The sequence below is a fragment of the Asaia sp. VD9 genome, assembly GCF_037150015.1.
In the GTDB taxonomy this organism is placed as follows: Bacteria; Pseudomonadota; Alphaproteobacteria; order Acetobacterales; family Acetobacteraceae; genus Asaia.
In genome coordinates, this window is sequence record NZ_JBBCQM010000011.1 from 73,049 (window position 1) to 96,825 (window position 23,777).

The following is a 23,777-nucleotide window of genomic DNA, read 5'->3' on the forward strand; positions in this document are numbered from 1 at the left end:
TATTTGTTCAAGTCCGCGTGCGGATCGTCTGTCATATATTTGTCATATATTGTGGGGTTAACCATGCTCGATACTCGGAACGGCGCATCAAGTTCTGCTCGCGGCGTCCATGAGCGCGCAATCCCTGCGCTGTATATGTCGGATATTGTGGAGGATGTCCCCGTTCTGAGAGCAAATGATATCGGCGCGACGCTCAATACGCTTTTTACTGGCCAGGCTGATTTGATGATGGTCGCCATTGTCGCTGAAGATGGGCGGCCGCTCGGGATTATTGATCGACAGTTCTTCTTCGGGGTAATGTCCGGTCGATTTGGCCGCGCCCTATACACGCGAAGACGTGTGGACTTGCTCGTGCAGAGCGAACCAAAGATTGTCGAGCACGATGTCGCAATAAGCGATTATACGCAGTTTTTGTTAAACGCCGATGTAAACGATCTCTATCAGGGTTTTATCGTCGTTCGGAAAGGACGTTACCTCGGTGTGGGGTCAACGCTCTCCCTCGTCCGAGCGATAAGCCGGCAAAGTGAAGAGTCTGCGCGTTACTCCAAGCAGACCGCAAACGACCTCCGTCGAGTGATCACAACCATTTCGTCGAGCGTGAAGACAGTCCATCAGGTCTCGGCGTCGATCAGGGAGGGAAGTCTGGCGCTTTCGGGGCGCACCCACAGGCAGACAGAGGATCTGACTGTGACCGCTTCGAGTATGCGTGAAATGAACGATGCCGTTCAGGCGACCGCAGAGAATGTCGATGCTGCTCGGCACCTTGTTTCCGATGTCAACGAGAATGCCGCCGCCTTCCGTATTGTGGTGGGTGAGACGGTCAAGGCAATCACGGAGATAGCAACGCGTTACCGTGATATGGTCGAGAGTCTCGGTCTGATTGAGGATATCAGCCTTCAAACACGGCTATTGTCATTCAATGCAGCGGTCGAGGCCGCGCATGCCGGTCAGGAAGGTAAAGGTTTCGGGGTCGTCGCTGATGAGATCAGAGCGCTGGCACACAGGTCAGCCGAAGCCGCACAGGTAATTGCTACGCTTGTCGCTGAATCGCGAGAGAGAATGACGATTGGGGTGCGTCTTGCCGAGAATGTGGAGCATGGTTTGGAACGAATTGTACGACAGGTCACAAGCGTCGACGAGCTCATCCGCGATATACGTGACACGACCCAGCAGCAGGCTTCCAATATTGGCGAGATCAATAGAAATATCAAATCGATCGAAGAAATTGCTGGAGACAATATGTTCATGACCGCCGGGGTTAATGAGACCTGTCTCGATCTCGATAACAGGATAGGTTCTTTGAACGAATTTTTGAAGTCCTTCTCTCCTTCCGGAACCGAGGACGCATCCTCCGGTGTCGACTTGGAGTTCTCTTGACAGGATTAGAGGTCCTGGCCACCGCTCATATCACCGTTGCAGAATCTGATGCGTCGTCGAGACGCATTAGATTTCGTGACATAGGGTTTGTTCGCGCTCGTGCGGTGCCCATCACGAAAGCAGGGACCGTGACTGACTGTTGAGGAGAACATTTCTAGCGCCTACGCTGCTCGCCGATTACGCCTCCTCGGTCCCATCATCATGGACCATTGGGGGAGAGCCTTGACTCTCTGCTCATTCCGCGCGGATCCTCTGCATGAGTACGCCTTTCCATGACGGTTCCGCCAGAATGAAATTTCAATGGCGGCGTGACTCACCCGAGCTCCGACCCACCCGTGAAAGGCGGCGCAGAATTTCACTTCTTAGATCCGTCACGTAGAAGCACGCATGATAGTGGCCTAAGAGCAGGGGATAAGTCCCCGCGCCGGATCGTCCTGCTCTTTGGCGTGTTTCGCTGTCCAGATCACCCTATCGACGCGCATGGAGCGGTTTTCCACAACGCCGTGACCGTCTTATTACCAACGCCGGGCCTCGCGTGATCGAGAAATAGTCAATTTTCATCCTCTTTTCTTGATACATCGCTCTTAGCATCCTCGGTCAAAGACGTGTCGCGCTCATGCGACAGACGAGGACCGAGAAGAAGTGCCGACGTGACGTGTATTGGAATTGATCTGGGGACCAGCAACTCGGTCGCTGCCTATCTCGAGGATGGCATACCCAAGCTGATACCGAACGCTTTAGGCGACACCCTGACGCCCTCCGCAGTCAGTATTGCAGAAGACGGCTCGATACTGATTGGCAAGCCGGCAATCGACCGTCTCATTACCCATCCTGACCGTAGCACTGCTGGGTTCAAACGGTTGATGGGCACAAACACGAGGGTCACGATCGCCAAGCGGGAGTTCCGTCCAGAGGAACTCTCGGCACTTGTCCTCAAGAGCCTGAAGCAGGATGCCGAGGCGCTGCTCGGGGTGCCAGTAGGGCAGGCGATCATCTCCGTTCCTGCGTATTTCGCGGAGCCGCAGAGACGTGCGACTCTCGCGGCGGCGCGCTTGGCAGGGCTGGAGGCATTGCGCCTGGTCAATGAGCCGACAGCGGCTGCCCTGGCCTATGGCCTCGAGAGCCGCCGAGAGGGACATTTTCTCGTTCTTGATCTGGGGGGAGGGACGTTCGACGTCTCGCTTCTCAACAAGTTTGACGGCGTCATGGAGATACGGGCGTCGTCAGGTGACTCTTCCTTAGGGGGGAACGATTTCCGCGACCTGATCGCATCGCTTTTTCTCGCCGATCAGAAGGTCGAGGCAAGTCGCCTTTCTCCGTACGACTATGCGCAGATGTTGAGCTCGGCCGAGGCGATCAAGCAGGGCCTGACGAATAGCGACTGCGCCACCAGTAAGGTCGCCCTAGAGAGCGGCCCAGTCGAATGGTCGCTTACGCGTGAGCGATTTGAGGAGGCCGCTGCGGGGCTCATCGCGCGGTTGCGGGCACCGATTACCCGCGTGATCAATGACGCGTCCATTTCAGCTGCGGAAATTGACGAGATCGTTCTGGTCGGGGGGGCCTCGCGTATGCCCTTGGTACTTGGGCTCGTAACGCGTCTCTTCCATCGCTTCCCGCTTGCCCATGGCCGCCCCGATCATCTGATCGGGTTAGGGGCGGCAGTTCAGGTCGGCCTGGCTCAGCGCGACGCCGCGCTGGAAGACGTGATGATGACCGATGTCTGTCCTTTCAGCCTCGGTGTTGCCTGTCTCGACGGCACGTCAGGTGAAATGATCATGAGCGTGATCATCGAGCGTAATACAATCATCCCCGTTTCCCATAAGAGCCATTATCATCCGGTCGTTGACGGGCAGAAAGCCCTACTCTTCAGGGTTCTACAGGGCGAAAACATTCGACCTGACATGAATGTCGAGCTTGGGACCCTCCAGATCACGCTACCACCCGGGAGCACGACGTTCGACAATATCGAGACGCGCTTCACCTATGACATCAGCGGCGCTCTCGAGGTCGAAATTCTCGTTACAAGGAGCGGCGAGACCACGCGACAGATCTTCACTGGTCAGAGTGGCCTGTCTGAGGAGGAAGTGGAAAGCCGCTTCGCGTCGTTACAGGAACTCAAGCTTGCGCCGCGTGATCAGGCGGTCAATCGCGCATTGATCGCCCGTGCCGAACGACTCTTCGCAGAATGCGTAGGGTGGCAACGCGACCAGGTTCTCGAACAGTTATCGATGTTCCATGCGAGACTGAAGACCCTGTCGGTTAAAGATCTCACTGGCCTGCGCGAGAGTTTTTAGGCGTGGCTGGATGATTTCGAGAAAAATCTCAGGTTCTGAAGCTGGATTTCCGAACAATGACTCCCGCCCAAGCCTGGACCATCCTCGGTCTGAACCCCACGAACGACAAGCGCGCGATCAACCGGGCTTACGCCCAATGTCTCCGCCGGACGCGACCTGAAGATGATTTGCAGGCCTTCAGCGCCCTGGTCGAAGCGAGAAGAATGGCGCTTGATCTCGCCAACCTGATCGCGCCCGAGGATGAGGCCACGCAGCCACCTCCTGACAGGCCTGCCTCATCTTTGCCCGAGAAGCACGACGCGGACTCCGGTCCTGCCACAGGGCTCGATCCTGCTGATGTGCCCCCTCGTGATGAGACTCAACCGGATGCGTCAGCAGGGTCGACCGATGCACGACCGATCGACAACCTCTTTCCCCCGCCGTTTCGCGGACAACACCCTTACTCTGAAAATGACGACGCTGAGCCGCCTCCGTCGGGCGCTGACGATCAGGACGAGGAGGCAGAAGAGCGCAGCGACGGGGCGCAGGACGAGATCGACAGGGCAAATGCTTCTCTCCCGGATGAGAGACCCGAGCCATCACGCCCCCCACCTGCACGCTTACCCCCCCGGTACTCTGGCACCATAGCGAAGGCAGGGAGCCACGTCGCGACCCTAGAGGTTACGCTGGATTACTTTCTGGGGGTCACTCTGAATCGGAAGCCTACCCGGTGGAACCGTTCGGAGTGGGAACCGGTTCTGGCGCGCCTCGCGGAAAGTGGGATCGATGACCAACGGGAATCGTCGATGCGGCTTCTGAAAGGCCTGTTATCGATCTTGCCACCACCTGCGGAGATGTCGCCGGGATCCAAGAGTTTCGAAGCCATCCTATGGATTGTAGGCGTCCTAGCGGGGTATTGCGGGCACGATACGCAGAGCTTGGCCGCACGGATTTCGGTCAAGCAATCCCTGATCTGGTCGGACTGGCTAAGCATTGCAGGCAAGCGGTCTGAACTCTCGAGCCGGGATGCGACGATCTCCCGGTCGGACTGGCACGCCGTGTTGCCGCTTTCCTATCACCTGATGGCCCTTTTTCCGCTCAGAAACCCGGCCGGGAGCGACACGAGCGACTCCCTCCGGTTTTTTGCGCGGTTTTGGTCGCGTGCCAAGTTTGCCCTAACGACTCTCCTCTTTCCAAGCTACACGGCTTTTGAGGCCGGGATCGGGTTTTGGGGCTATCTCTGCGCATCGGTCCTGGCACTGGTGTTTGTCTGGGCGTTCCTGTTCACGCTCGGAAGTGCGGCGTTAGGGTCGGCGGACCTTTTCGTCATGGCTGCGCATCAGAGCCTGAAGGCCGTTCTCGACATGGCCGGAATGTCGCAGGCCCTTGTTCGACAGTATCTGATCGCGACATCGCTCTGCGTGCGTGTTCTTCCACTTTTGCTGATCCCATTTCTGATCGGCCGCTATGCGCGTGCCCGACTGCGCAGGGCGGATACGCGCTGTCTGGTCTCCCCTTCGCAGCGGGCGCCAGTGCTCGATCCGTGTCTCAATCGGTCCTGGGCGCAGGCCGGGCAGCTTCTGGACGTCCTCAGCCTGATTTTCATCGCCCTACTTTTCCTTGTAAGCCCCGGTGGAGCGCTCTCGGACACTGCCTGGCAGTTCCTTGGGGAGGCCGAGCCCCGCAGTCTCGCAGACCGCGGAAGCGCGCAGTTTCTGCAGATAGGCACTCATGATCGCAGAATCTATATCGGCTATCGTCTGGCAAGCTCAACGGAAGGGGAAGCTGAGGTCGGATTGTCTTCATGCCGCCCGGAGCGGGTTGGTGTATATCGATGCAGAGCTGACCTGCGTCTTCCCGGCAAATCGATGAGCTCGCTGGATAATCCCGACGGTCTGCCTGCTTTCCGTGTGAATACTCCCCCAGACGGAGGGGCGGTTCTTGATTTCTCACCAATCATTTACCGGGGCGGACGTGACGGCGGGTGGGTCCCCCCGCCGCTGATCTCAATTTGCGCTCGCGGTGATGTCGCATGTCAGTTCTTTCTTGGACGCGGTGCCTCGGCAATCACGGCCGTAACACGCAAGACCGAAAGCGGGGCACGCCAGGCCGTCGCCCTGCTGAAACCCGCGAACCCAGGCGATCCAACGGTCAGTGTGCATCTGCAACCGACCCCCACTCCTGGCGGCCTGGTCATCTGGCTTGATGGGGTAACGCGCAATGACGAGGCCCTGTTCATGGTCGCCAACGGTACGGCTATGCCTCTTCTCTACGCCCAAGGCATGAACCAACCGCCAAGATTGCTCGGTCAGTTTCCGTCGCGTCCCGTTGACCAACTCGATGTGAAGATTCTGGGTGACAAACTCTTTTTACGGGGGTGGTTTGCTGCGCCTGACGGATCAGCGTTCAGAGGTTATATCGCAGAATCGGGGAGGATCAGGGAAGTCCTCCCTGAGGATCAGGTCATGCTCCTGAGGAAGGGAGGGGAACAGGCCGACAAGGTCTTCACGGAGGCGGATCGCCTGGATTACAGCGTGGATGGGGGCAAAACCTGGCGCCGGCTCGTCCTGCCGAGAACTCTTAGGGACGCCATGTTCGTCGCTGACCGGACGCGGCTCTACGCCTATGGGCGCGCGGGTATTTATGTGCGGCCCCTCGCGTCTCTGGCTGAACAGTGACGCTTTGCTTCGTGCGCGCTGGGGATGATGGGATTCGATCAAGATAATCGGCTCGCACGCGCGCCAAATCGTCCATTCTCTCAGCAGGGACGACGCTCAGGATCTCTTCGAGATCCTGACTTACCCCGAAGACGAGGATACTGCCGTGAAGATCGCTCTAGATCCCTATATGCATCGCCATCTCAGCCTGGACGCCCTGTGCAGGAAGACCGCCGAGCTCGGATTTGACCATATCGAACTCTCTCCCAGGGAAGATTTCCTTCCCTGGTGGGTCCGGCCCCGGGCGCATGAAGAGCGGATCGCCTCGTTCAAGAAGTCTCTGAAGGATCATGGGGTCAGGCTTGCTTCCGTTCTGCCCATGTATCGATGGGCGAGTCCGCATGAGGATGAGCGACAGGCGGCCGTACGCTACTGGATCGAGGCGATCAGGATTTGCGCCGAGATGGGTTGCGACACCATGAATTCCGAGTTTGGTCGCGGGCCATCACCCGATCGCGGGCATCGCGTCAATTGTTGTGGGGGGATGCATTCCCACGAGCATAGTGAAGCTGCCTGGTGGCGCTCGATGGAGGAGCTTGTTCCCGTGTTCGAGCGCGAGGGGATCATGCTCAACATGGAGCCCCATCCGGAGGACTGGTGCGAGACACTCACTCCGGCGCTCGACATGCTCAAGACAATCGGGTCGGATCACGTCCGCTTCCTCTACTGCGCGCCGCACACCTTCTATTTCGGGGATGATATGCGAGCGATGATCCGCGAAGCAGGACCCATGATCCGCCAAGTGCATATTGCTGATACCTATGATCACAAGGCATCTTCGGGCCTGCGCTATATCGTCAATCCGCCGGGTGCCAGGGTGACAGTCCATCAGCACATGGATCTGCATCAGGGCGAGATCGACTGGGACGTCTTCTTCTCGACCCTCGCAGAGACAGGTTTCGACGGGATCGTGACCGCCTGCGTTTTTGGTTGGGAAGAGCGCGCCGACGAGTCAGGCCGGTTCATGCGGGCCGAGATCCAGCGTTATGTGGACAAGTATTTCCGGCATTGATGCCCGAAGCCCCCCCCCCCGACAGGGCTCAGGCTTCAGGCGGGGGGATCACAAGGGTCAGACAGGCGGGGACGGGCGCGGTTTGAACAGATGGAACAATGGTCCCGTCAGAATGGTCGAGATCACCGCCAGCACCATCAGGGAGGCGAAGGCAAATTCAGACAGCATTCCCTGCTCATGCAGGATCGTTGCGGCGACAATCTCCATCAGCCCCTTGCATTGCAACAGGGCACCAAGGCTGAGCGTCTGGCGTCGCGATAGATCCTTCGACGGGGGGAAGAGATATATCGAACCGATTTTGGCCACGATCGAGATCACGACGAGGGAGAGTGAGGCCAGAACCGAGGGCCAGGTCAGGGCATCACCGTCGATACGCAGCCCACTATGTCCGAAAAACAGTGGCGCAAGCCAGATGAGGCAGAATGTTGAGACGGTCTCGAAGGGAAGGCGTTTGACCCAAGAAGGCGGCATGAAGGCACCGGCAAAATAGGCGCCGATCAGTTCATGAAGCCCCAGGGTCATGCTCGCCCAGGAGCCGAGACTGAGATAGAGCGGTACCACGGCCCAAATCACCAGTTTGGGAGGATTGCGGATAAAACGCGAGGCAAGCGAGCCACCTAAGCCGAGAGCGACAAGCAGTAGGAGCGCCAAACACTCGCGCAGCCCCCAGCTATGCATGGCCGTCTGACGCTCCGCAGCAAATTGCAGCAGGGCGAGCCCGATCCAGAGCGTCGCGTCGTCAATCACCGCAAGCTTGAGCGCAAGCTGCCCCAGCGGTTTGTCGCGCGCAGGGAGTTCGCGCACGATCCCGATCAGAACGGGCAGAGCACTGACGGCAATACAAAGCCCGATCGAGGCTGCGGCAATGAGCGGTGTAACCGCGGGTGCATGCCAGCCCGGCAGTGGCAGAAAAAACATGTAAACGAGGATCGTACCGACCAGAAACGGCCCGCCAAGTGCGGTGGCTGCGCCCCCGAGAAGACGGGTGACCGGAGGCTTGGGCAGGGCATTTTCCGCAGCTTCACCTTCCGGATGCTGCCACATTTCCATGCCGGCCGTGAACGCCAGGACGAGTACTGCGATCCACCCGATCGTATCGCCGTAGAACGAGGGGACACCTATCGATTTGAGCGGAAGATGCCAGACGGCAGCGAGGATTCCGATCAGGATCGGGATGACAGCAATCGGTACCACGCGCCCCATCACACGCCATAGAATCCATGGAACGCAGACAAACAGACCCGCATCGGCGAGAAGCGCGGTTAGATCGCTCATACATGCCCTTTCAATCTTTGATGAAAAGATAGCGTGAATTTGCGTGCGAGGGAAATCCAACGCCATACCGCGTGGACGCGTGGCGTGTCATGATGGAAGTTGGTGGGCATCATTACATGGCTTTCTTGTGCAGACATCGTCTTGTACCCAAGCTGTTTGGTGAAACTTCTCAGATCCACCTTCGCGCCATAATAAAAAGGTCAAGCAATGCCACCGGTCCTGCAGAAATATCGTCATCCCAATGAACGTCTCTATGGCGGGCTCCTGACCGGAACAGGGCTGATCCTCTGGCTCTTCCTGGGGATCATCGCCGTCGCGGCCTCGATCACCGATCCGCGTGCCGCCGCAGAATTCGTGGTGTTCGCGGTGTATGCCGTGTCCTTCATGCTGGCCCTCGTCATTTTTGCCGCGCTGTATCGCGCGTACGCCATGGGGCACATGGTGCTCCTGTCCGAGAAACAATTCCCGCACCTCCATTCCATGTTCGTCGAGGTGAGCCAGAAGCTGGGCCTGGCTGAGACACCCACAGCGTTCATCTATAATTCCGGTGGCATCATGAATGCCTTCGCGATCCGGTTACTGCGCGGCCGCTATGTTTTCCTGACCTCTGCAATCGTCGAGGCTGAGGAGGACGAACAGATCCGTTTCATCATGGCGCATGAAGTCGCTCATCATGTTTTGGGTCATCTGAGTGGTTTCAAGCACTCTCTGCGCTTGCCCGCCTACATGGTTCCGTTTCTCTATCGCGCCTATTCGCGCGCGCGCGAATATAGCTGCGATGCGGTGGGCGCATCCGTCCTGCCCGATGCGCGTCACGCGCTTGGTGCGCTTCAGATGCTGGCCTGCGGCGTGAAGCGTCTCAATGCTTCGATGAACGTCGAGGCTTTCGCGGCGCAGGAATATGCAGTGCCTAGTGTCGCAGGGTTCGTGCTGGAGATCTCGTCGACCCATCCGCGCACGACGAGACGTGTCGCGCGGATACGGGCGCTCTTTGCGATGCGTGACGCCCCTCAATTGGAGGCGAGGGCCAGACTCTCTCCTGATATTCTGGACTGATTGGGGTAACGGGGAGAAAGTCCAGCGCCACTTGCCCATCGAGAGGGAGCGATGTGCCAGGGCGCTCCCTTTCGAAATGATGGCGCGTGAAGATGGAGTCAGAGGCTTGCCTGCAGGCTGAGCGAGAAAGACCTCGGGGCACCGATAAGCACCTCTGATGGGTAACTCGTATCCGCCCACTGCACGAAATGCTTGTTGCCGACGTTGTCAATGCGGCCATAGAGCGTGAAGCCTTTGCGGATATGCCAGGCCGCGAAGACATTCACCAGGGCGTAATCCTTGAGCGCGAGGGTGTTGGCATAGTCCCCCTTGCGGGCTGAGACGTACCGCATACCCGCGCCCAGATCGACTGGCAGATTGAGCGCCGAGCTCCAGATTCCCCAGAGATTGGCGGTAACCTTGGGCACATTCGGCACCTGGTTGCCCGAGGCGTCGGTCGTCGCATCCGGGAAGAACGTGCCGTAATGGGAGTCCGTATAGGCGACATTGCCGGAGAGGCTCCAATGTCTGGCAATGCGCCAATCAGTCTGAGCTTCCATCCCGCGCGACTTCTGGCTGCCAGCGGTGGAGACGCTGTCCTGTCCGGTCTGTACCAGGACGCGGGTCCGCCTGATGTCGAAGAGCGCGAGTGTCGTGACCAGATGCCCTGAAAAGGCTCGCGCCTTCAGGCCGATCTCGCCCTGTCGGGAACGCGAAAGGCGTGAGAACTGACCTCGATTGGCGAGAAACAGGTTGGACCCCGGAGGGTCTTCGGCGGTCGTGTACACACCGTAGAGGCTGAGATCTGGAAGAAGATCATAGACCGGGCCGATACGGAAGTTGGCCGGGTTGTAATGGCCCTTGAAGCTGGTCGCAGCGTTGAGCTGGCCGTTCTGGTTGTAGTTTTGCCTGTCGAGTGACAGCCAGTCATAGCGGAACCCGCCTACCAGACGCAGCTTTTCCGTCACCGAAAGCGTATCCTCCAGGAACAGCCCGGCATCAATCATGGTGGTAGGCGATTTGCGATAGGGGTACTCCCCGGCGAAGGGACCGACCGAGCCCCCTTGGGGGTTCACCAGCGAGACGCTATCGGCATAATCTGCATCAGGAAAACCACGGTTGCGAATGAAGCGCAGGTAGTAGGCATCACCCCCGATCACGAACCGATTGCGCAGCCCGAACAGGTGGTGGTCGACCCGTGCATCGATGCTGTCACCGAGCTGATGCTGGTTCTGATATACGTAAAAGCGGTCGCGACCGATGCTCCCCGGGACGATCGATGCGCCGCTCGCGTCTACGGCGCCCGTGCTGCCGATATAACTGTAAGTCTCAGCGTTGTTCCAGCGGCGCTTGGCGTAGAGGAAATAGGCCTTGTCATGCAGGGTGATGTGCGGGCTCAGGACCCAATCGAGATGCAGGGTCGGGGTCGCATTGACAGAGCTGGCCTGCGGATTGGAAACATTGTAATTGCGCCAGAGCGATGCCCTGCTCACGACAAGTCCCTTAGACGAATGCAGCAAGCCTCCCGTGGCATCAGTGACAGCCGAGCCTGGTACGAGCGGGGCACCGTAATAGGTGGAGAGTTCGTCAGTCAGATAGTCCATGCCCAGGCGCGCGGCGAAAGACGGTGACGGATGCCAGAGCACTGTAGTCGTCCAGTCATTGCTGTGAGGACTGGCTCCTTTGACATAGCCATCTGATGAGGTGCGGCTGAAGTCGCTCCTGATGGCAAGGTTGCGTGAAAGCGGCACGGAACCGCCGAAACCCGCGTTCCAGCTGTTGAATCTGCCATAGGAGACGAGCGCGTCGGCGTGCATGCGTTCCAGGTCGGGGGTGCGGGTGCGCATATCCACGGTCCCTCCCACGGCACCCTGACCGTAGAGAACGGAGGAAGGCCCCTTGAGCACCTCGACTGCCTCCAGATTGAAGGCATTGAGGGGGCGGTTCACCATGGTGGTCGGGCCAAAATAGACACCGTCCCTCAGAATGAGAATCTGGTTGCCGGTAAAACCGCGCATCATCAATTGTGCCGGGCTGCCGGGTGATCCGCCGGAGGTCACGCCGGGCGCTGAGTCGGCAGCCTCTTCGGCATGGGTATAGCCCCGCTGGAGAATGGTCTTGCGCTCGATCACAGAAATCGAGGCCGGATTATGCTGCAGGCTGAGGCCAAGCCGCCCGCCGATGGCGGGCCGTGCCTTGAGCCCCGTACTCTGGCCCTTGGCGGTTATATATTCATCCGAGCTTGTCTGATCCGGGCTAGTTTGATCTGGGCCAGTCTTATCAGGGCCAGTCTGGCCCAAGCGAGTCCGCTCGGGGCGGGTTAGTTCCGTGCCCTTCAGCCCCAGGGAAGCACGAGCCGGAGCGGTCCGGGCCTGGGAAGCTTGAGTCGCGCCAGTTTGCGTCGCGACAGTTTGGGCCGAGGCAGCCCTGGACAGGGCAGGCAGGGCGATGGTCGACAGGGACAATCCTGTCAGAAGGAGGGCGCGTGAGGAGCGCATGAGCTGCGTTCTATCCCATATTCACGTCACTACGATGGGCGCGCCATAACGCGCCACCTTCGGGACACCCCGCCCGTCGGATCTCGTCCGTGACCATGCGTGATGGCAGGTCTCCTGGCTCGTGCGTCCTCATGCGGTCACTGGCCTTCCCGGGGATAGAGACCCAGTGGCTGGGCCTATGGGCCCGCATGATCGCACTCGTCACCTACAGTTGCGGGGGCAGCCATGGCGTCAGACCATGTTCCCTTTTCATCCCGGTCGCCCGGGAACCATCACGGTGGACCCTAGCGGGGCTGAATGGGGTGTCAACGAAATGGTATAAGAACCAGATGTTTCGGCTCGAGAGTGAGGTATGGCGGGCACAGCGCGGTGGGAGTGCGTCAATGTTGAAGGGCGTTTGATTGCGTCGAACGAGGGTCAGGCGGGACCATTGGCTCTTCGGGCGAAATGCGGGTCAGACAGGCTGGGCGTTCCATTCTCGCTATGGCCGGCCAGAGCGAGCAGCATGGTTCCGTCCGGCGCGCGAAGCTCGATGTGATACCAGCGATCACTGCTGGCGAGCATTATCTTCTTCGTGAAACGGGTTTGTGGCGTGAGTGCGCGCCTGATGGTCTGACCGGAATAATGATCAATCAGTAGGACGTCCTGGCATGGCGGATGACCGATCTCGATGGTGAGTGTCATCCGATCATTCTCTTCCCTGTGGCTCACACCAAGTCCGCTTCTCGGATGATGGAGCCGATAAAAGCCATTCGGCCCATAGATCTCGACAGGGGCGTCCAGCGCGCAGGTAAATACCCTGGTCGATTGGGCGGCTACCGTCAGATGCTGCGAAGCATGTCCCTTCTGACGGATACGGAACACCGCGCCCTGATCTCCTGAGTTCGAGAAAGCGAGCGCTGTAGGCGCATCGGCCCGCGTGGCAAGCGCGAGGCGATAAGGCAAGGCGCGGGTCGGCCTCTGTCCGGTCTCCTGATCGGGCAGGCTACCATTCTCAGGCACAAGGGGCGGCGGGTGGGCGCAGGAGAGACGCGTCTGGAGCAGATACGTATCCGTGTTCGGCAAATCGGCTGACCAGACGGGGTCCGGTTTGCTGAAATCGAAGACCGAGGTCAGATCGCCACACACAGCGCGGCGCCAGGGGGTGATGGTAGGGCAGGGGATACCAAAGCGTTTCTCGAGAAACTGGATCACAGAGGTATGGTCGAAAACCTGCGAGTTGACCCAGCCTCCTTTGGTCCAAGGCGAAATGATCAGCGCGGGAACGCGCGGTCCTAGCCCAACCGGTTCACCGTGGAAACTCTCTCCCCTTGTGGAGACGCTTCCAGCGCTCTCCGACGCACCATCGAGCGCCGGGACTGGCGGCGGCACATGATCGAAAAACCCGTCATTCTCGTCGTAATTGAGGATGAAGACGGTTTTTGACCAGGTATCCGGGTGGCGAACGAAGATATCGATCAGTTTGGAAATCAGATGCTCGCCGAATCCCGGTGGTGCTTCCGGATGCTCTGACAGGGCAGTAGGGGGGACGATCCAGGAAACCTGCGGCAGAGTGCCTTGGGCGATATCCTTCTCGAATGCGTCCAGCAGATAGCGGCCCTCGAGTTCGTGCATATTCTCCTTCGTCGATCCGGGGACGATGGCGCGGGCATTGCGGTAGCGCCAGTCTTTCGGGTCGAGGTTGCGGAACTGCCTGAATGAAGCGAGAGGGTTATCGCCGAAATTGTCGTATTCCTGATAAAACTTCCAGCTGACACCGGCTTCCTGGAGGCGTTCCGGATAGGTCGTCCAGTCGAAGGGCGTGAAATGCGGGTTGTCATGCGCCATGTCGGCAGACCAGTTGCCGTCATCCACATTCTCGACCGCCTGCTTCCCGTCTGCCCCTACGGAGAGGCCATTGGTGCCGGTGAAGAAATAGAGGCGGTTCGGATTGGTCGGCCCGAAGATGGAGGCGTGATAGGCGTCACAGATGGTGAAGGCGTCAGCAAGCGCATAGTAATAGGGAATCTCGCGTCGCGTGAAATACCCCATGGTCATAGGGGTTTTATGCGGAACCCACCCCTCCCACTCATTCCAGGCGGCCTGCGTGCCTTTCCAGCTGTGATCGAGGCTTTTCAGGCAGGCGGCCGAGGTATGGATCGTGTCGAACAGGAAGGGCCAGACAGCCCGGCCTTTCGCATCTTTCTGGGCGAAGACCGAACTGCCATCAGCCTGGGTCTCGGCCCGTGGGTCGCCGAAGCCGCGTACCCCGCGCAGGGACCCGAAATAATGGTCGAAGCTACGGTTTTCCTGCATCAGGATCACCACATGCTTGACGTCCTGTATCGTTCCCGTTTCGCGATGGGCGGGGATGGCAAGGGCCTTGCGCAGATTATCGGGCAGGGCGGTTCCGGCCAGAGCGGCAGCACCAAGGGAGAGAAATTGCCGACGGCCGGGTTTCATGTTGGGGCTTCCGGTTCTCAGTTGAAATGCTTGCGGATGGTGAAGAAGACCATACGCGGCGCAGCGGCCTGGAGCGTCTGGAAGGTGCCGGACGGATCAGAGTTTATGAACCCGTTGCTACCTACAGTGGCCACGTAGCGCTTGTTGAACAGATTGGAGACGTTGATCTGAGTGTCGAGCCCACGCAGCCAGAAATTATGGCTCTTGAAGCGATAGCCGAGGTTCAGGTTGAAGACGTCATTGGCGGGAACGTAGGCGTCATTCGTATAGGTGTAATAGCGCCGATCCTGAATTTGCATGAGCACGTTGCCCCAGATTTGCCCGTCATCATAGCCAAGCTGCACATTGGCCAGGTTACGCGGCATGCCCACGACATTCTTGCCCTTGATGGCTGCGGAGACCTTGCCATCCGCCATTACGTCGTCCTGGTAGAAGGAGTTATTGAAGGCGTAGGAGGCGAAGATCGACCAGTTCGGCGCGAACTGCCAGTTCACGGCGGTGTCGATACCACGCGAGATCACACCACCCACATTGGAGAGTACTGAGGCATTGCCCTGAATGCCCACACCCTGGGTGACCGAGAGCAATCGGTTTTCGAACTCGACGTAGTAACCGGTCACTGTTGCCTGGAAGGTTTTGGTATGATAGCGGTAGCCAAGTTCCTCGGTGTTCGACATTTCGGGCTTCAGCTTGCCCTGCAGTGCCTGGAAGCCAGCTACCGTGGTCGAGAACGGGCCTGAGGTTTGCGCGCTGTCGAAAGCCGCCATATTGCGGCTGTAATCGACGAAGATCTCATGGTTACGGTTGAAGCGGTAATTCGCCCCGATCTGCGGCAGGAAGCCATTGGAGGCATTCAGCGTACCGGAGGGATAGGCCGTAGCCACCGGCATTCCCAGATAATTGCCGTTCATGGCACGCGCCGTGTTGTCGACGATCAGGGACTTGAAGCCGTAATTGACCTTGAGTTTCGGCGTGATCTTCCAGGTGTCGCCCAGGTGGACCTGATAGGTCTTTGTGTTGAAAGCGCTCTGCCACTGCGTGGCAAAGGCATTGTTCTTGTACCAGTGGATCGAGGAGGGTGACCCATCGAGCGCGAGAGGATAGAAGCGACGCGCCTGATTGAAGTTGTTGTTTTCGAACCAGAAGCCGCCTTCGATGCTGTGATTGGCAATCTTGTAGGTCAGGCTTCCGATGAACCCGGCACGGTGGATGTCATATTCGGTCGTACGGGTGGAAAGCGGTGAGCCGCCGAGTTGCGCCGGTGTCGCGCTATAGGGCGTGACCCATACGCCTTCGCCACTATTGGTGTGGCCATAGCCCGTGACATAGCCGGTCAGACGGTTATTGATCTTGAAATCCAGCTTGCCATAGCCCAGCGCATCCTCACGAAGGCCGCCTGCATTATAATAGACGGTATCCTGGTTTTCGATGCCTTTGGGGAAAGCCGTGCCGTTCTGATAGGCATAGGCGATCTGCTTGGCGAGCGCGTAGTTGCCGGTGATGTTGTCCAGATTATAGCCATAGGTCTTGATCTGGGAGAGCGACAGATCCTGATAGTCGTTTTCGGCGCGCTTGGACCAGTCGCCGAAGACCGTGAGCTTCAGGTTGTCACCCAGAGGCTGGACGTACTTGGCATTGGCCTGGTCCTGACGCTGCACGCCATCGCCCTTCCACTTATTGGCGTCCTGATGATCATAGGACACATAGAATTTGCCGCCCCCCTTCAGCACGCCGCTGTTGATGCGGGCGAATGTGCGCCAGGTCGAGGCGGAGCCGATGGTTCCGCTGACATCGGCACCAAACTTTTCGGAGGGATCGATCGAACTGAATTGCAGCGCGCCGCCAAGATCGTTGGAGGCTGCAACGCCGACCGCTCCCGCGCCCTGTGTCAGCGTGGCAGGACCGTTATTTTCTGTCTGAAGCGCACGGCCGATCGAGAGACCATTGTCATTGCCATACGCCAGGTTGCCGAGCGGCACGCCGTCGAAGGTGAAGCCCAGGCGGCTCTGGTCGAAACCACGAATGATGATCTGCTGCGACCATTCATAGGAGCCAAGCGGATCAGATGAGGTGAACATCACACCCGGCAGCTTGGACAAGGCCTTGAAGGGGCTCGTCCCGGGTGTGTATTCCTGTATCGCCGTGCGCGAAATGGTCTGGGTTTCGCGAGCCTGTCCGGCGCCGAGAACGATCACGGTTTCGGAGCTTTTGGCCTCCACGCTTGCCTTCCGAGACGGAGCTTCAGCGTTCCGTCTCTTGCCCGGCTGCTTCTTGCTGACCGGCACGCTTGCCGAGTTTGCTGTATTCGTCACGGTTTGCGCATGCGCCACAGACTGCGCGGCAATGATCAGGGCAGGGAGGCTTGCCGATAGAACAAGACTGAGTCTGAGTTTCATGAAAAAGAGCCGTTTCGTCCTGAGGTCGAGTTGCGGCCCGTAGATATCGTGACACTGCGTGACACAGTATTATGGTTTTATTAAATCAGATCGGAAACAAAACAGTCATGGATCTGTCATTATTCTGACTTGATAACGTTTGCTCGTTCTTCTATCGGGGCGCTACCCGAACCGGACCCCGGATTTGGGCAAACCCGCAGGGGAGTGACGAGCGCCATGCCCAGAAGATAGGCGCCCATATTGCTCCATGAAAAATGCTGCCCCAGCAAGAAGCGTCCCGCAGAAACAGACCGGAGCGCGTCGAGCGGTTCAATATGGACCAGTTTCAGCCCTTCACTGCCGAAGGCGCCGAGACAGGCGAGCGCGAACAGGGCGGGGCGCTGGCGGCCGGGCAGGGTGAGTGCAGCGACGTACCAGAACAACGATCCCCAAAGGATCGATCCGCCCCATTTCCGTAGGGCAGGGTCGAGGCCAAGCGGGGCGAGGCGGCAAGCAATGCCGGCGGCAATGATGATCAGTGTGAGCAGGACCATCGGCCTCCGGCGCATCGCGTGCCCCCATGGAAGAATCATCGAGAGGTTGGGCTTCGCGTCAGGGAAGGAACCTCACGATCCGGCCTCAAAAGAAGTGTGACCGTGATAAACGCGACATAGAGCAGGAGATACCACGACACGAGCTTCTGCGGATGGACGACCCAGGTGAATTGCCGGTGGGCGTAGAGCCATGTGCCGGTAAAAGTGCCGATATTCTCCGCGATCCAGAGCGCGATGCTCGAGAGAAACGCCGCGAGGGGAAGCCTCATGCGCCATTGCGTATCGAACACGCGATAAAGGATCGTGCAACGCCAATAGATTCCGATGGTGGCGAGCACCAGAAGCCAACGCAGATCCGGGATGAAATGATGGGTGAAGAAGTTGAGATAGATCGCCAGGGCCAGAGCGAGAGAAAAGCCGAAACGCGGATAGGCGAGGAATCTCATGTCAAATAGCCGGATCACACGGGCAATATAGCTGCCGACCGAGGCGTACATGAAGCCGGAGAAAAGCGGCACATGCAGGATCTTGAAGAAACCGGGCTCGGGATAGGACCATGACCCCGCATGGACCTTGAACCACTCCATGGCTGTCCCGGTGAGATGAAACAGAAGAATGATCAGCGCCTCCTGGCGCGTCTCCAGTTTGCAGGCGAGGAACACGGCCTGGGTCAGCAGCGCGAAGAGGAACAGCGCGTCATAACGATGGAGCGGCCAGCCTGGCGACCAGAGCGCGTGGCTGATGAGAATGGCCCCCAGCATCAGGCTGCCGAAGAGACAAGCCCAACCCTGCTTGAGAACGAAAAGGATGAAAAGTCCTGAGAAACCGTCCAGATGACGTCGAATCCTCTGGCCCAGACGCAGTTCGAGCGCGGTTGTCGTATCCGTCTGGCCCGGGGCGTTCGTGGCGGCGTTCATGGCGCGGCTCCTTGTTGGTTGCCGCGCCATTGCCCGATTACCGTCCCTCGAACAAGAGTGGACGGGCAAGGCACGCCTTAACGTGACAGGGCAAAATTCAGCCCTCCCATCACGGTCAGCCCCTGGTTGGGGATTGAGGAGATCTGGCTCGTGTAATAGCGACGGTTGGTAACGTTATCAGCATTGACGAACATCTGGATCTGCTTGGTGATCTGATAGGAGCCGAACATGTCGAAGACGACATAGCCGCCCTGTTTCGGGAAGCCCGGCGTGCCGCTCTTGGGTTGGCCGAGCGTCTGCGTGGCTGCACGGATACGCGCGCCCACGGAAAGCTTGCTATCGAACAGGTGCAGCCCCACCGTTCCAGCCAGTACCGAGCGCGGCGGCGTGGTCAGGATCGCGCCAAATCCGGTGTAGTCGGGGCGAGGCAATTTGGTGGTGGTGTTCGTGTAGGACAGGGTGGCGAAGACGAAGCGGTTGTCGTATTTCGCCTGCCCCTCAAACCCGTGAGTGTAGGTATCGCCCGCCATATTCTGGTAGAAATACCCATAGACCGGAATATAGGAGCCTGGGGCGGGACGGCCGATCACGCGTGTCTGGGCAATATAGTTCTTGATCCGTGTATCGAAATAGTCGCCATCGAATTCGACTTTGTCACCTTCAGCAAGCACGTCGCGGTAATGCAGCTTTGCGCCGGCCTCCCACCCATAGGTTTGCTCGGGTGCCAGACTAGGGTTCGGAATGAATTTCAGGAAGCCAAGACCAGGATGCGAACTGGCCATGAGCGTCTCAGTTGTCGAGGGCGGTCGAAAGCCGAGCCCGTAGCTGCCATAAAGCTGCAACCCATGCACTGGCGTGACTGCGAGCGTGACCTTCGGGTTCACCGCGTCCGAACTGGTGCTGGTATGAAAAGCGCCCGCCGGAATCGAGGTAAACCCGGAGGCCTGGTTCACGCCGCCGCCGGAAAGATGATAGGCGTCGTAACGCAGCGCGCCGGTGAGCTGGATAATTTTCCAGTTCAGGGCGAGCTGTGTAAATGCACTGCCCACTTCGCGTCCGCCTGATGGCGTTGCGCCATCATAGCCGGTTTGGTCCTTGGTCTTGACCGAGTCATGATAATACTCCCCGCCATAATTGAGTGAGGCCAGTACGGGTCCGAGAGGGAATTGCGAGGTGTTGTCAGCCTCGAACCCCAAGGTGGTGAGATCGTACCGGGTCATGTTCGCGGCAGCCATTGTGAGCGCACGATAGGCGGGGGTGGCGTTGTCCAGTCCAGTCGACACCACATAGCCCTTCACGTGGAGGGAGACGAGCTTGTTATCCTGAGGCGTGAACCGATACTCGATATTGCCCTGATTGTTCTGGATACTATTCGCCGTCGCGATCCCCTCGGTCCCCTGACCGAACTGGTTGTGATAGATCACGGTACCCAGCGTCAGGCTCTGATCGATGCCGGGTTTGATATCGATCTTGAACAGGCCCGACTGCAGACGCTGGTAGCTGTTGGGAACCCGCGTGCCAGCGCCGTCTTCGTAATCGCCCGAACTGCGCATGCTGAAAGCGGCGGCGATGCCGAGCCACGGGCGCACCCGCACCCCGGCACCGACCACACCCGAGCCATCGTAATTATTGGATCCACCGAGAGCGCGGGCCATCACGCCATAACGCTTGCCTGACGCGACTAGGTCATCCACGCCGAGCGTGTGCATATTGACCACACCCGCGATGGCTCCCGCGCCATCGGCAGTCGAGACTGTACCACGGGCGACATCGAGCCCGGCAAGAAGGGCAGGGTCGACAAAGACGCTGCCATTGGCGCCATGATTACTCGTCTGGAAGTTCTGTCGCGCCCCATCCACCATGACATTCACACGGCCGAAATCCTGCATGCCGCGTATCGATATGGCCAGTGCCGGCGACCCGTCATTCTGGAAATACACCCCCGGCAAACCGGTCAGGATCATGTAGGGCTCGGTCGGATTGACGCGAAGCATGTCCTTGCGGGTCAGGGTCGCGCTGGCCTGTGGCACCGTGGTTTCGTTAACGCCGTGCACGCGGACACTTGGCAGAGCGATGGCGTCCCCGTTCTGCGCGGCGCTGGTCGCGACAGCTTCCTTTTGGGTGCCCCCGACTGTTCGGCCCGGAGGAGGCGCGGCACGCGACGCGGTGTCGAGCTTCGCCATCTGGATCGGCGCGGCTGGGGATGTTGCAGAGGTTCTCGCAACGACCGCTTTTTCATGCGGGCCGGTTCCGGGCACGCGGGCGGCAGCGTTTCCCGCCGATGGGGGCGTGGCAGATTGAGCAGAAGCCTGTTTGACGGGGAGGGCTGTCAGGGCAAGAGCGGAGGACAGGAAAAGTGCCCGGCGTTTTGTGATCATCGTTTCGGCCCTGCGAATCGTTAACGGATGTGACGATGGGTTATTGAGAATGACTCGCACTTGCAAGAGAGAAAAACTTCCTCTAAAGCTCCGCCGCATCGGGTGAGGGAATGACGCAACAGCTTCTCCTCGATCGGTTAAGAGAAGGGTCAGGGTTCATGAGCATCAGATTGTTCAGCCGACGCCAGTTCGGCTTGACGGCCTTCGCCACCGGGGTATCCGGCGCAGCAGCGCGTGGTGCACGGGCAGGCGAGAAACGGCCGCTCACGATCGAGGATTGCCGTGGCCGCCGGGTCACTCTGGGCACGATGGACCGCATCGTCTCGATTGGGGGGACGATTACCGAAACGCTTTATGCGCTTGGGGCCTCAGGGCACGTGGTAGGCGTCGATATCACCTCTACCTACCCGGTTGCCGCCCTGAGGGAGAAGAAATCAATCGGCTATATGCGTCAGCTCTCCGCTGATGGGATCCTGTCGCTCAGGCCTGATCTGGTTCTGGCCATGAATGACTCGGGACCACCAGCTGCGATCGACCAGATCATGAACGCGTCGATCCCCACGGTCATGATCGACGCAACCCCCTCACTCGACGGGGTACGCAAGCGTATCCTGACCTTGTCGAGTATCATTGGCGCGGGGGAGCAAGGCGCCTCGATGGTGGTGCGCTTCGATAATCAGCTGCGGACGCTCAAGGCGTGGAAAGAACTGCATCCGCAGCAACCGCGTGTTCTGTTTGTGATGCGTGTGGTCAATGGCCGCCCGATGGCTGCAGGCACCGGAACGGCGGCCGATGCCATCATCACGCTTGCAGGGGGCACGAATGCCGGAAGCGCCATGCAGGGTTACAAGGCACTCGAGCGTGAGGCATTGATCACGCTTCAGCCCGACGTGATCCTGATGATGAGTCAGGGCGGACAGGCCATGCGCGATGCGTTGCTGGAAGATCCTGCCGTTCTGGCGACCCCGGCCGGCAAGAACAGGGCGGTTATCGACATGGAAGGTGAAAAGCTTCTTGGTTTCGGCCCGCGCACGGCTGAGGCCGCGCTGGAACTTGCGCAGCAGATCAACGGACATATGAAGCCTGCATGACGATACGCCGCCTTTCGGCGCTTCCGGCTCTCGTCCTGCTGGGGCTTGGTCTTGCGGCCAGTGTTCTGCTCGCTCTCGCCTCGGGAGCGACCGGTTTCGGGTTCGCGCCTATCCGAGCGAGCGACCCCCAGATGGCGCGTATGATCATCATGGACATCCGTCTGCCCCGTGTGGTTCTGGCTCTGCTCGTCGGAGCAGGGCTCGGTGCCGCAGGGGCTGTGATGCAGGGCCTGTTCCGCAACCCTCTGGCGGATCCGGGGCTGATCGGTGTGTCATCCGGGGCAGCCTTGGGTGCCACACTGATGATCGTTCAGGGACCAATCTGGTTCGGCGCGGGCATCATCGCGCGCTGGGGAATCCCCGCAGGCGGGATGCTCGGTGCCTGCGCCCTGACGCTCGTCTTGCAGGCGATGTCCACGAGGCAGGGCGGGATATCGACCAACAGGCTCGTACTTGCGGGCGTCGCGCTTGGGGCCCTGGCCTCCGCCGCAACCGGCATTCTGCTTTATCGCGCCAATGACACCGCCCTGCGTGACCTGACCTTCTGGTCCATGGGAAGTCTATCGGGCGCGCGCTGGCCGGAGATCGATATTCTGGCGCCCCTCATCCTCTTGGCGCTGCTCCTGCTGATGGCGCTTACTCGGCCACTCAACCTGCTTCTGGCTGGCGAGGAAAACGCCATGCTGATGGGATGTCGGGTGAGAGCCGTGAAGTATCTGAGTCTTTTTGCCGTGACGATGGCGGTTGGGCCGGCAGTGTCGTTTTCAGGGGTAATCGGCTTTGTCGGCGTCATCGTGCCGCATCTCGTCCGTCTTGTGTGCGGCCCCGATCACCGGTTTCTCATCCCGGGCAGCGCCTTGCTGGGCGCGATCCTGCTGGTGTTGTCCGATACGCTGGCGCGTGTGATCGCATCCCCCGCAGAGGTGCCTGTCGGGATCATCACCGCCGGACTTGGCGCTCCGGTCTTCATCTGGCTGCTGCTCCGGCTGAGGGATCAGGAGATTCCTGCGTGAGCCTCGAACTGATCAATGTCACGGTCATGCGTCAGGGCCGTCTGTTGCTGGACGATTTTTCCCTATCGCTTTCTCCGGGAGAGATGGTCGCCGTGATCGGTCCGAATGGTGCGGGCAAGACGACACTCATGCGTGTGGCCGCCGGGTTGCTCACACCCTGTATCGGTGAGGTGAGCCTCGATGGCCGTCCCTTGCAGGCGTTCACCCCGGCAGAACTTGCGAGATACCGTGCCATGCTGACGCAGGACCAGGGGATGGAAGCCCGTTTTTCTGTTGCCGAACTGGCGGGTTTCGGTGTGGCCGCGCGTGGAAGCGCGTCGGAACGCGCCCGGCTGAGCGCGCTGATTGACTCGACGCTTGCCGAGGTGGGTCTCATGCACCTTGCCGGGCGTGATATTACGAGCCTGTCCGGCGGCGAGCGGCAGCGCGCGCATCTGGCACGCGTGTTCGTCCAGCTGCGCTGGCATGGAGACAAGGGATACCTGTTGCTGGACGAACCGGTTTCGGCACAGGATATCGCCCGTCAGGGACAGGTTCTGTCCCTTGCGCGGGCGCATACGGGCAAGGGCGGATCATGGGGGTCGGGGGCATGTCTTGCCATCCTGCATGACCTGAACTGGGCAGCCGCCTTTGCCGACCGGGTTGTGGTGATCGACAAGGGGCGGCTCTATGCGGACGGCCCTGCGGACAGGGTCATCACCTCGACTATGCTTCGGGACGTATTCGGCCTGACCGATGTCGTTCTGGGGCGCCATGGCGAGACGGGGCGGCCTTTTCTTCTGCCGCATGATCTCGTTCTGCCCGGTTTGTCATGAAGAAA

At 59.3% G+C, this 23,777-nt stretch carries 15 protein-coding genes and 1 riboswitch; of the genes, 8 read left to right on the top strand and 7 right to left on the bottom strand.

Going from position 1 to position 23,777, the window contains the following annotated elements:
* Positions 1–63: 63 nt before the first annotated feature.
* The 4 genes from WFJ47_RS13190 (at position 64) to WFJ47_RS13205 (ending at position 7,379) form a co-directional block, all read left to right on the top strand.
* On the top strand, positions 64–1,377 hold the full coding sequence (locus tag WFJ47_RS13190) for a methyl-accepting chemotaxis protein (protein ID WP_336763590.1): 1,314 nt from the start codon (positions 64–66) through the stop codon (positions 1,375–1,377).
* 650 nt (positions 1,378–2,027) lie between these two features.
* On the top strand, positions 2,028–3,671 hold the full coding sequence (locus WFJ47_RS13195) for an Hsp70 family protein (RefSeq protein ID WP_336763591.1): 1,644 nt from the start codon (positions 2,028–2,030) through the stop codon (positions 3,669–3,671).
* Between the two features lie 56 nt (positions 3,672–3,727).
* Positions 3,728–6,328, top strand: coding sequence for a hypothetical protein (locus WFJ47_RS13200; RefSeq protein WP_336763592.1), 2,601 nt, complete (start codon positions 3,728–3,730; stop codon positions 6,326–6,328).
* Positions 6,329–6,473: 145 nt separating this feature from the next.
* Positions 6,474–7,379, top strand: coding sequence for a sugar phosphate isomerase/epimerase (locus WFJ47_RS13205; protein WP_336763593.1), 906 nt, complete (start codon positions 6,474–6,476; stop codon positions 7,377–7,379).
* A gap of 57 nt (positions 7,380–7,436) precedes the next feature.
* On the opposite strand, the gene WFJ47_RS13210 is transcribed toward WFJ47_RS13205, so the two are convergent.
* On the bottom strand, positions 7,437–8,654 hold the full coding sequence (locus tag WFJ47_RS13210) for a cation:proton antiporter (RefSeq protein ID WP_127101969.1): 1,218 nt from the start codon (positions 8,652–8,654) through the stop codon (positions 7,437–7,439).
* Positions 8,655–8,861: 207 nt separating this feature from the next.
* Here WFJ47_RS13210 and WFJ47_RS13215 point away from each other — a divergent pair, with 207 nt between their 5' ends.
* Positions 8,862–9,710, top strand: coding sequence for a M48 family metallopeptidase (locus tag WFJ47_RS13215; RefSeq protein ID WP_336763596.1), 849 nt, complete (start codon positions 8,862–8,864; stop codon positions 9,708–9,710).
* Between the two features lie 98 nt (positions 9,711–9,808).
* Here the strand turns inward: WFJ47_RS13215 and WFJ47_RS13220 are convergent, their stop codons facing one another.
* The 6 genes from WFJ47_RS13220 to WFJ47_RS13245 all read right to left on the bottom strand — a co-directional run bounded on the left by WFJ47_RS13220 (position 9,809) and on the right by WFJ47_RS13245 (position 20,853).
* Complete coding sequence (locus WFJ47_RS13220) at positions 9,809–12,187, bottom strand: TonB-dependent receptor (protein WP_336763597.1); 2,379 nt, start codon at positions 12,185–12,187, stop codon at positions 9,809–9,811.
* Positions 12,188–12,273: 86 nt separating this feature from the next.
* Positions 12,274–12,476: riboswitch (cobalamin riboswitch) on the bottom strand.
* A 128-nt stretch (positions 12,477–12,604) separates the two neighbouring features.
* A complete protein-coding gene (locus tag WFJ47_RS13225; protein WP_336763598.1) occupies positions 12,605–14,629 on the bottom strand; it encodes a phosphocholine-specific phospholipase C in 2,025 nt (674 codons plus the stop codon).
* 17 nt (positions 14,630–14,646) lie between these two features.
* Positions 14,647–17,025 (bottom strand): TonB-dependent receptor domain-containing protein, encoded by a 2,379-nt coding sequence (locus WFJ47_RS13230; RefSeq protein WP_336763600.1) that lies wholly within the window; start codon positions 17,023–17,025, stop codon positions 14,647–14,649.
* Positions 17,026–17,144: 119 nt separating this feature from the next.
* Positions 17,145–17,558, bottom strand: coding sequence for a DUF2809 domain-containing protein (locus tag WFJ47_RS13235; protein WP_336763602.1), 414 nt, complete (start codon positions 17,556–17,558; stop codon positions 17,145–17,147).
* A gap of 35 nt (positions 17,559–17,593) precedes the next feature.
* Complete coding sequence (locus tag WFJ47_RS13240; protein WP_336763604.1) at positions 17,594–18,475, bottom strand: DUF817 domain-containing protein; 882 nt, start codon at positions 18,473–18,475, stop codon at positions 17,594–17,596.
* Between the two features lie 77 nt (positions 18,476–18,552).
* Positions 18,553–20,853, bottom strand: coding sequence for a TonB-dependent receptor domain-containing protein (locus WFJ47_RS13245; RefSeq protein ID WP_336763606.1), 2,301 nt, complete (start codon positions 20,851–20,853; stop codon positions 18,553–18,555).
* A 158-nt stretch (positions 20,854–21,011) separates the two neighbouring features.
* Between WFJ47_RS13245 and WFJ47_RS13250 the strand changes: the two genes are divergently transcribed.
* From WFJ47_RS13250 to WFJ47_RS13260, 3 genes are read left to right on the top strand one after another with little or no spacing between them, the layout of a single operon-like run.
* Positions 21,012–21,944 (top strand): ABC transporter substrate-binding protein, encoded by a 933-nt coding sequence (locus tag WFJ47_RS13250; protein WP_336763608.1) that lies wholly within the window; start codon positions 21,012–21,014, stop codon positions 21,942–21,944.
* Entirely contained in the window at positions 21,941–22,957 is a 1,017-nt protein-coding gene (locus tag WFJ47_RS13255) for an iron ABC transporter permease (protein ID WP_336763609.1), read from the top strand. The genes WFJ47_RS13250 and WFJ47_RS13255 overlap by 4 nt, the downstream gene beginning before the upstream one ends.
* Positions 22,954–23,772 carry an ATP-binding cassette domain-containing protein gene (locus WFJ47_RS13260; protein WP_336763611.1) on the top strand — a complete coding sequence of 273 codons (819 nt, stop codon included), beginning with the start codon at positions 22,954–22,956 and terminating at the stop codon, positions 23,770–23,772. Before WFJ47_RS13255 ends, WFJ47_RS13260 begins: the two co-directional genes overlap by 4 nt.
* The last annotated feature ends 5 nt before the right edge of the window (positions 23,773–23,777 follow it).

Bases quoted from the DNA above. Each gene is read 5' to 3' on its own strand.
- WFJ47_RS13255 (WP_336763609.1), top strand. From the start codon at position 21,941: ATGACGATACGCCGCCTTTCGGCGCTTCCGGCTCTCGTCCTGCTGGGG.
- WFJ47_RS13210 (WP_127101969.1), bottom strand. From the start codon at position 8,654: ATGAGCGATCTAACCGCGCTTCTCGCCGATGCGGGTCTGTTTGTCTGC.
- WFJ47_RS13240 (WP_336763604.1), bottom strand. From the start codon at position 18,475: ATGAACGCCGCCACGAACGCCCCGGGCCAGACGGATACGACAACCGCG.
- WFJ47_RS13225 (WP_336763598.1), bottom strand. From the start codon at position 14,629: ATGAAACCCGGCCGTCGGCAATTTCTCTCCCTTGGTGCTGCCGCTCTG.
- WFJ47_RS13235 (WP_336763602.1), bottom strand. From the start codon at position 17,558: ATGGTCCTGCTCACACTGATCATCATTGCCGCCGGCATTGCTTGCCGC.
- WFJ47_RS13220 (WP_336763597.1), bottom strand. From the start codon at position 12,187: ATGCGCTCCTCACGCGCCCTCCTTCTGACAGGATTGTCCCTGTCGACC.
- WFJ47_RS13190 (WP_336763590.1), top strand. From the start codon at position 64: ATGCTCGATACTCGGAACGGCGCATCAAGTTCTGCTCGCGGCGTCCAT.
- WFJ47_RS13245 (WP_336763606.1), bottom strand. From the start codon at position 20,853: ATGATCACAAAACGCCGGGCACTTTTCCTGTCCTCCGCTCTTGCCCTG.
- WFJ47_RS13250 (WP_336763608.1), top strand. From the start codon at position 21,012: ATGAGCATCAGATTGTTCAGCCGACGCCAGTTCGGCTTGACGGCCTTC.
- WFJ47_RS13230 (WP_336763600.1), bottom strand. From the start codon at position 17,025: ATGAAACTCAGACTCAGTCTTGTTCTATCGGCAAGCCTCCCTGCCCTG.
- WFJ47_RS13215 (WP_336763596.1), top strand. From the start codon at position 8,862: ATGCCACCGGTCCTGCAGAAATATCGTCATCCCAATGAACGTCTCTAT.
- WFJ47_RS13200 (WP_336763592.1), top strand. From the start codon at position 3,728: ATGACTCCCGCCCAAGCCTGGACCATCCTCGGTCTGAACCCCACGAAC.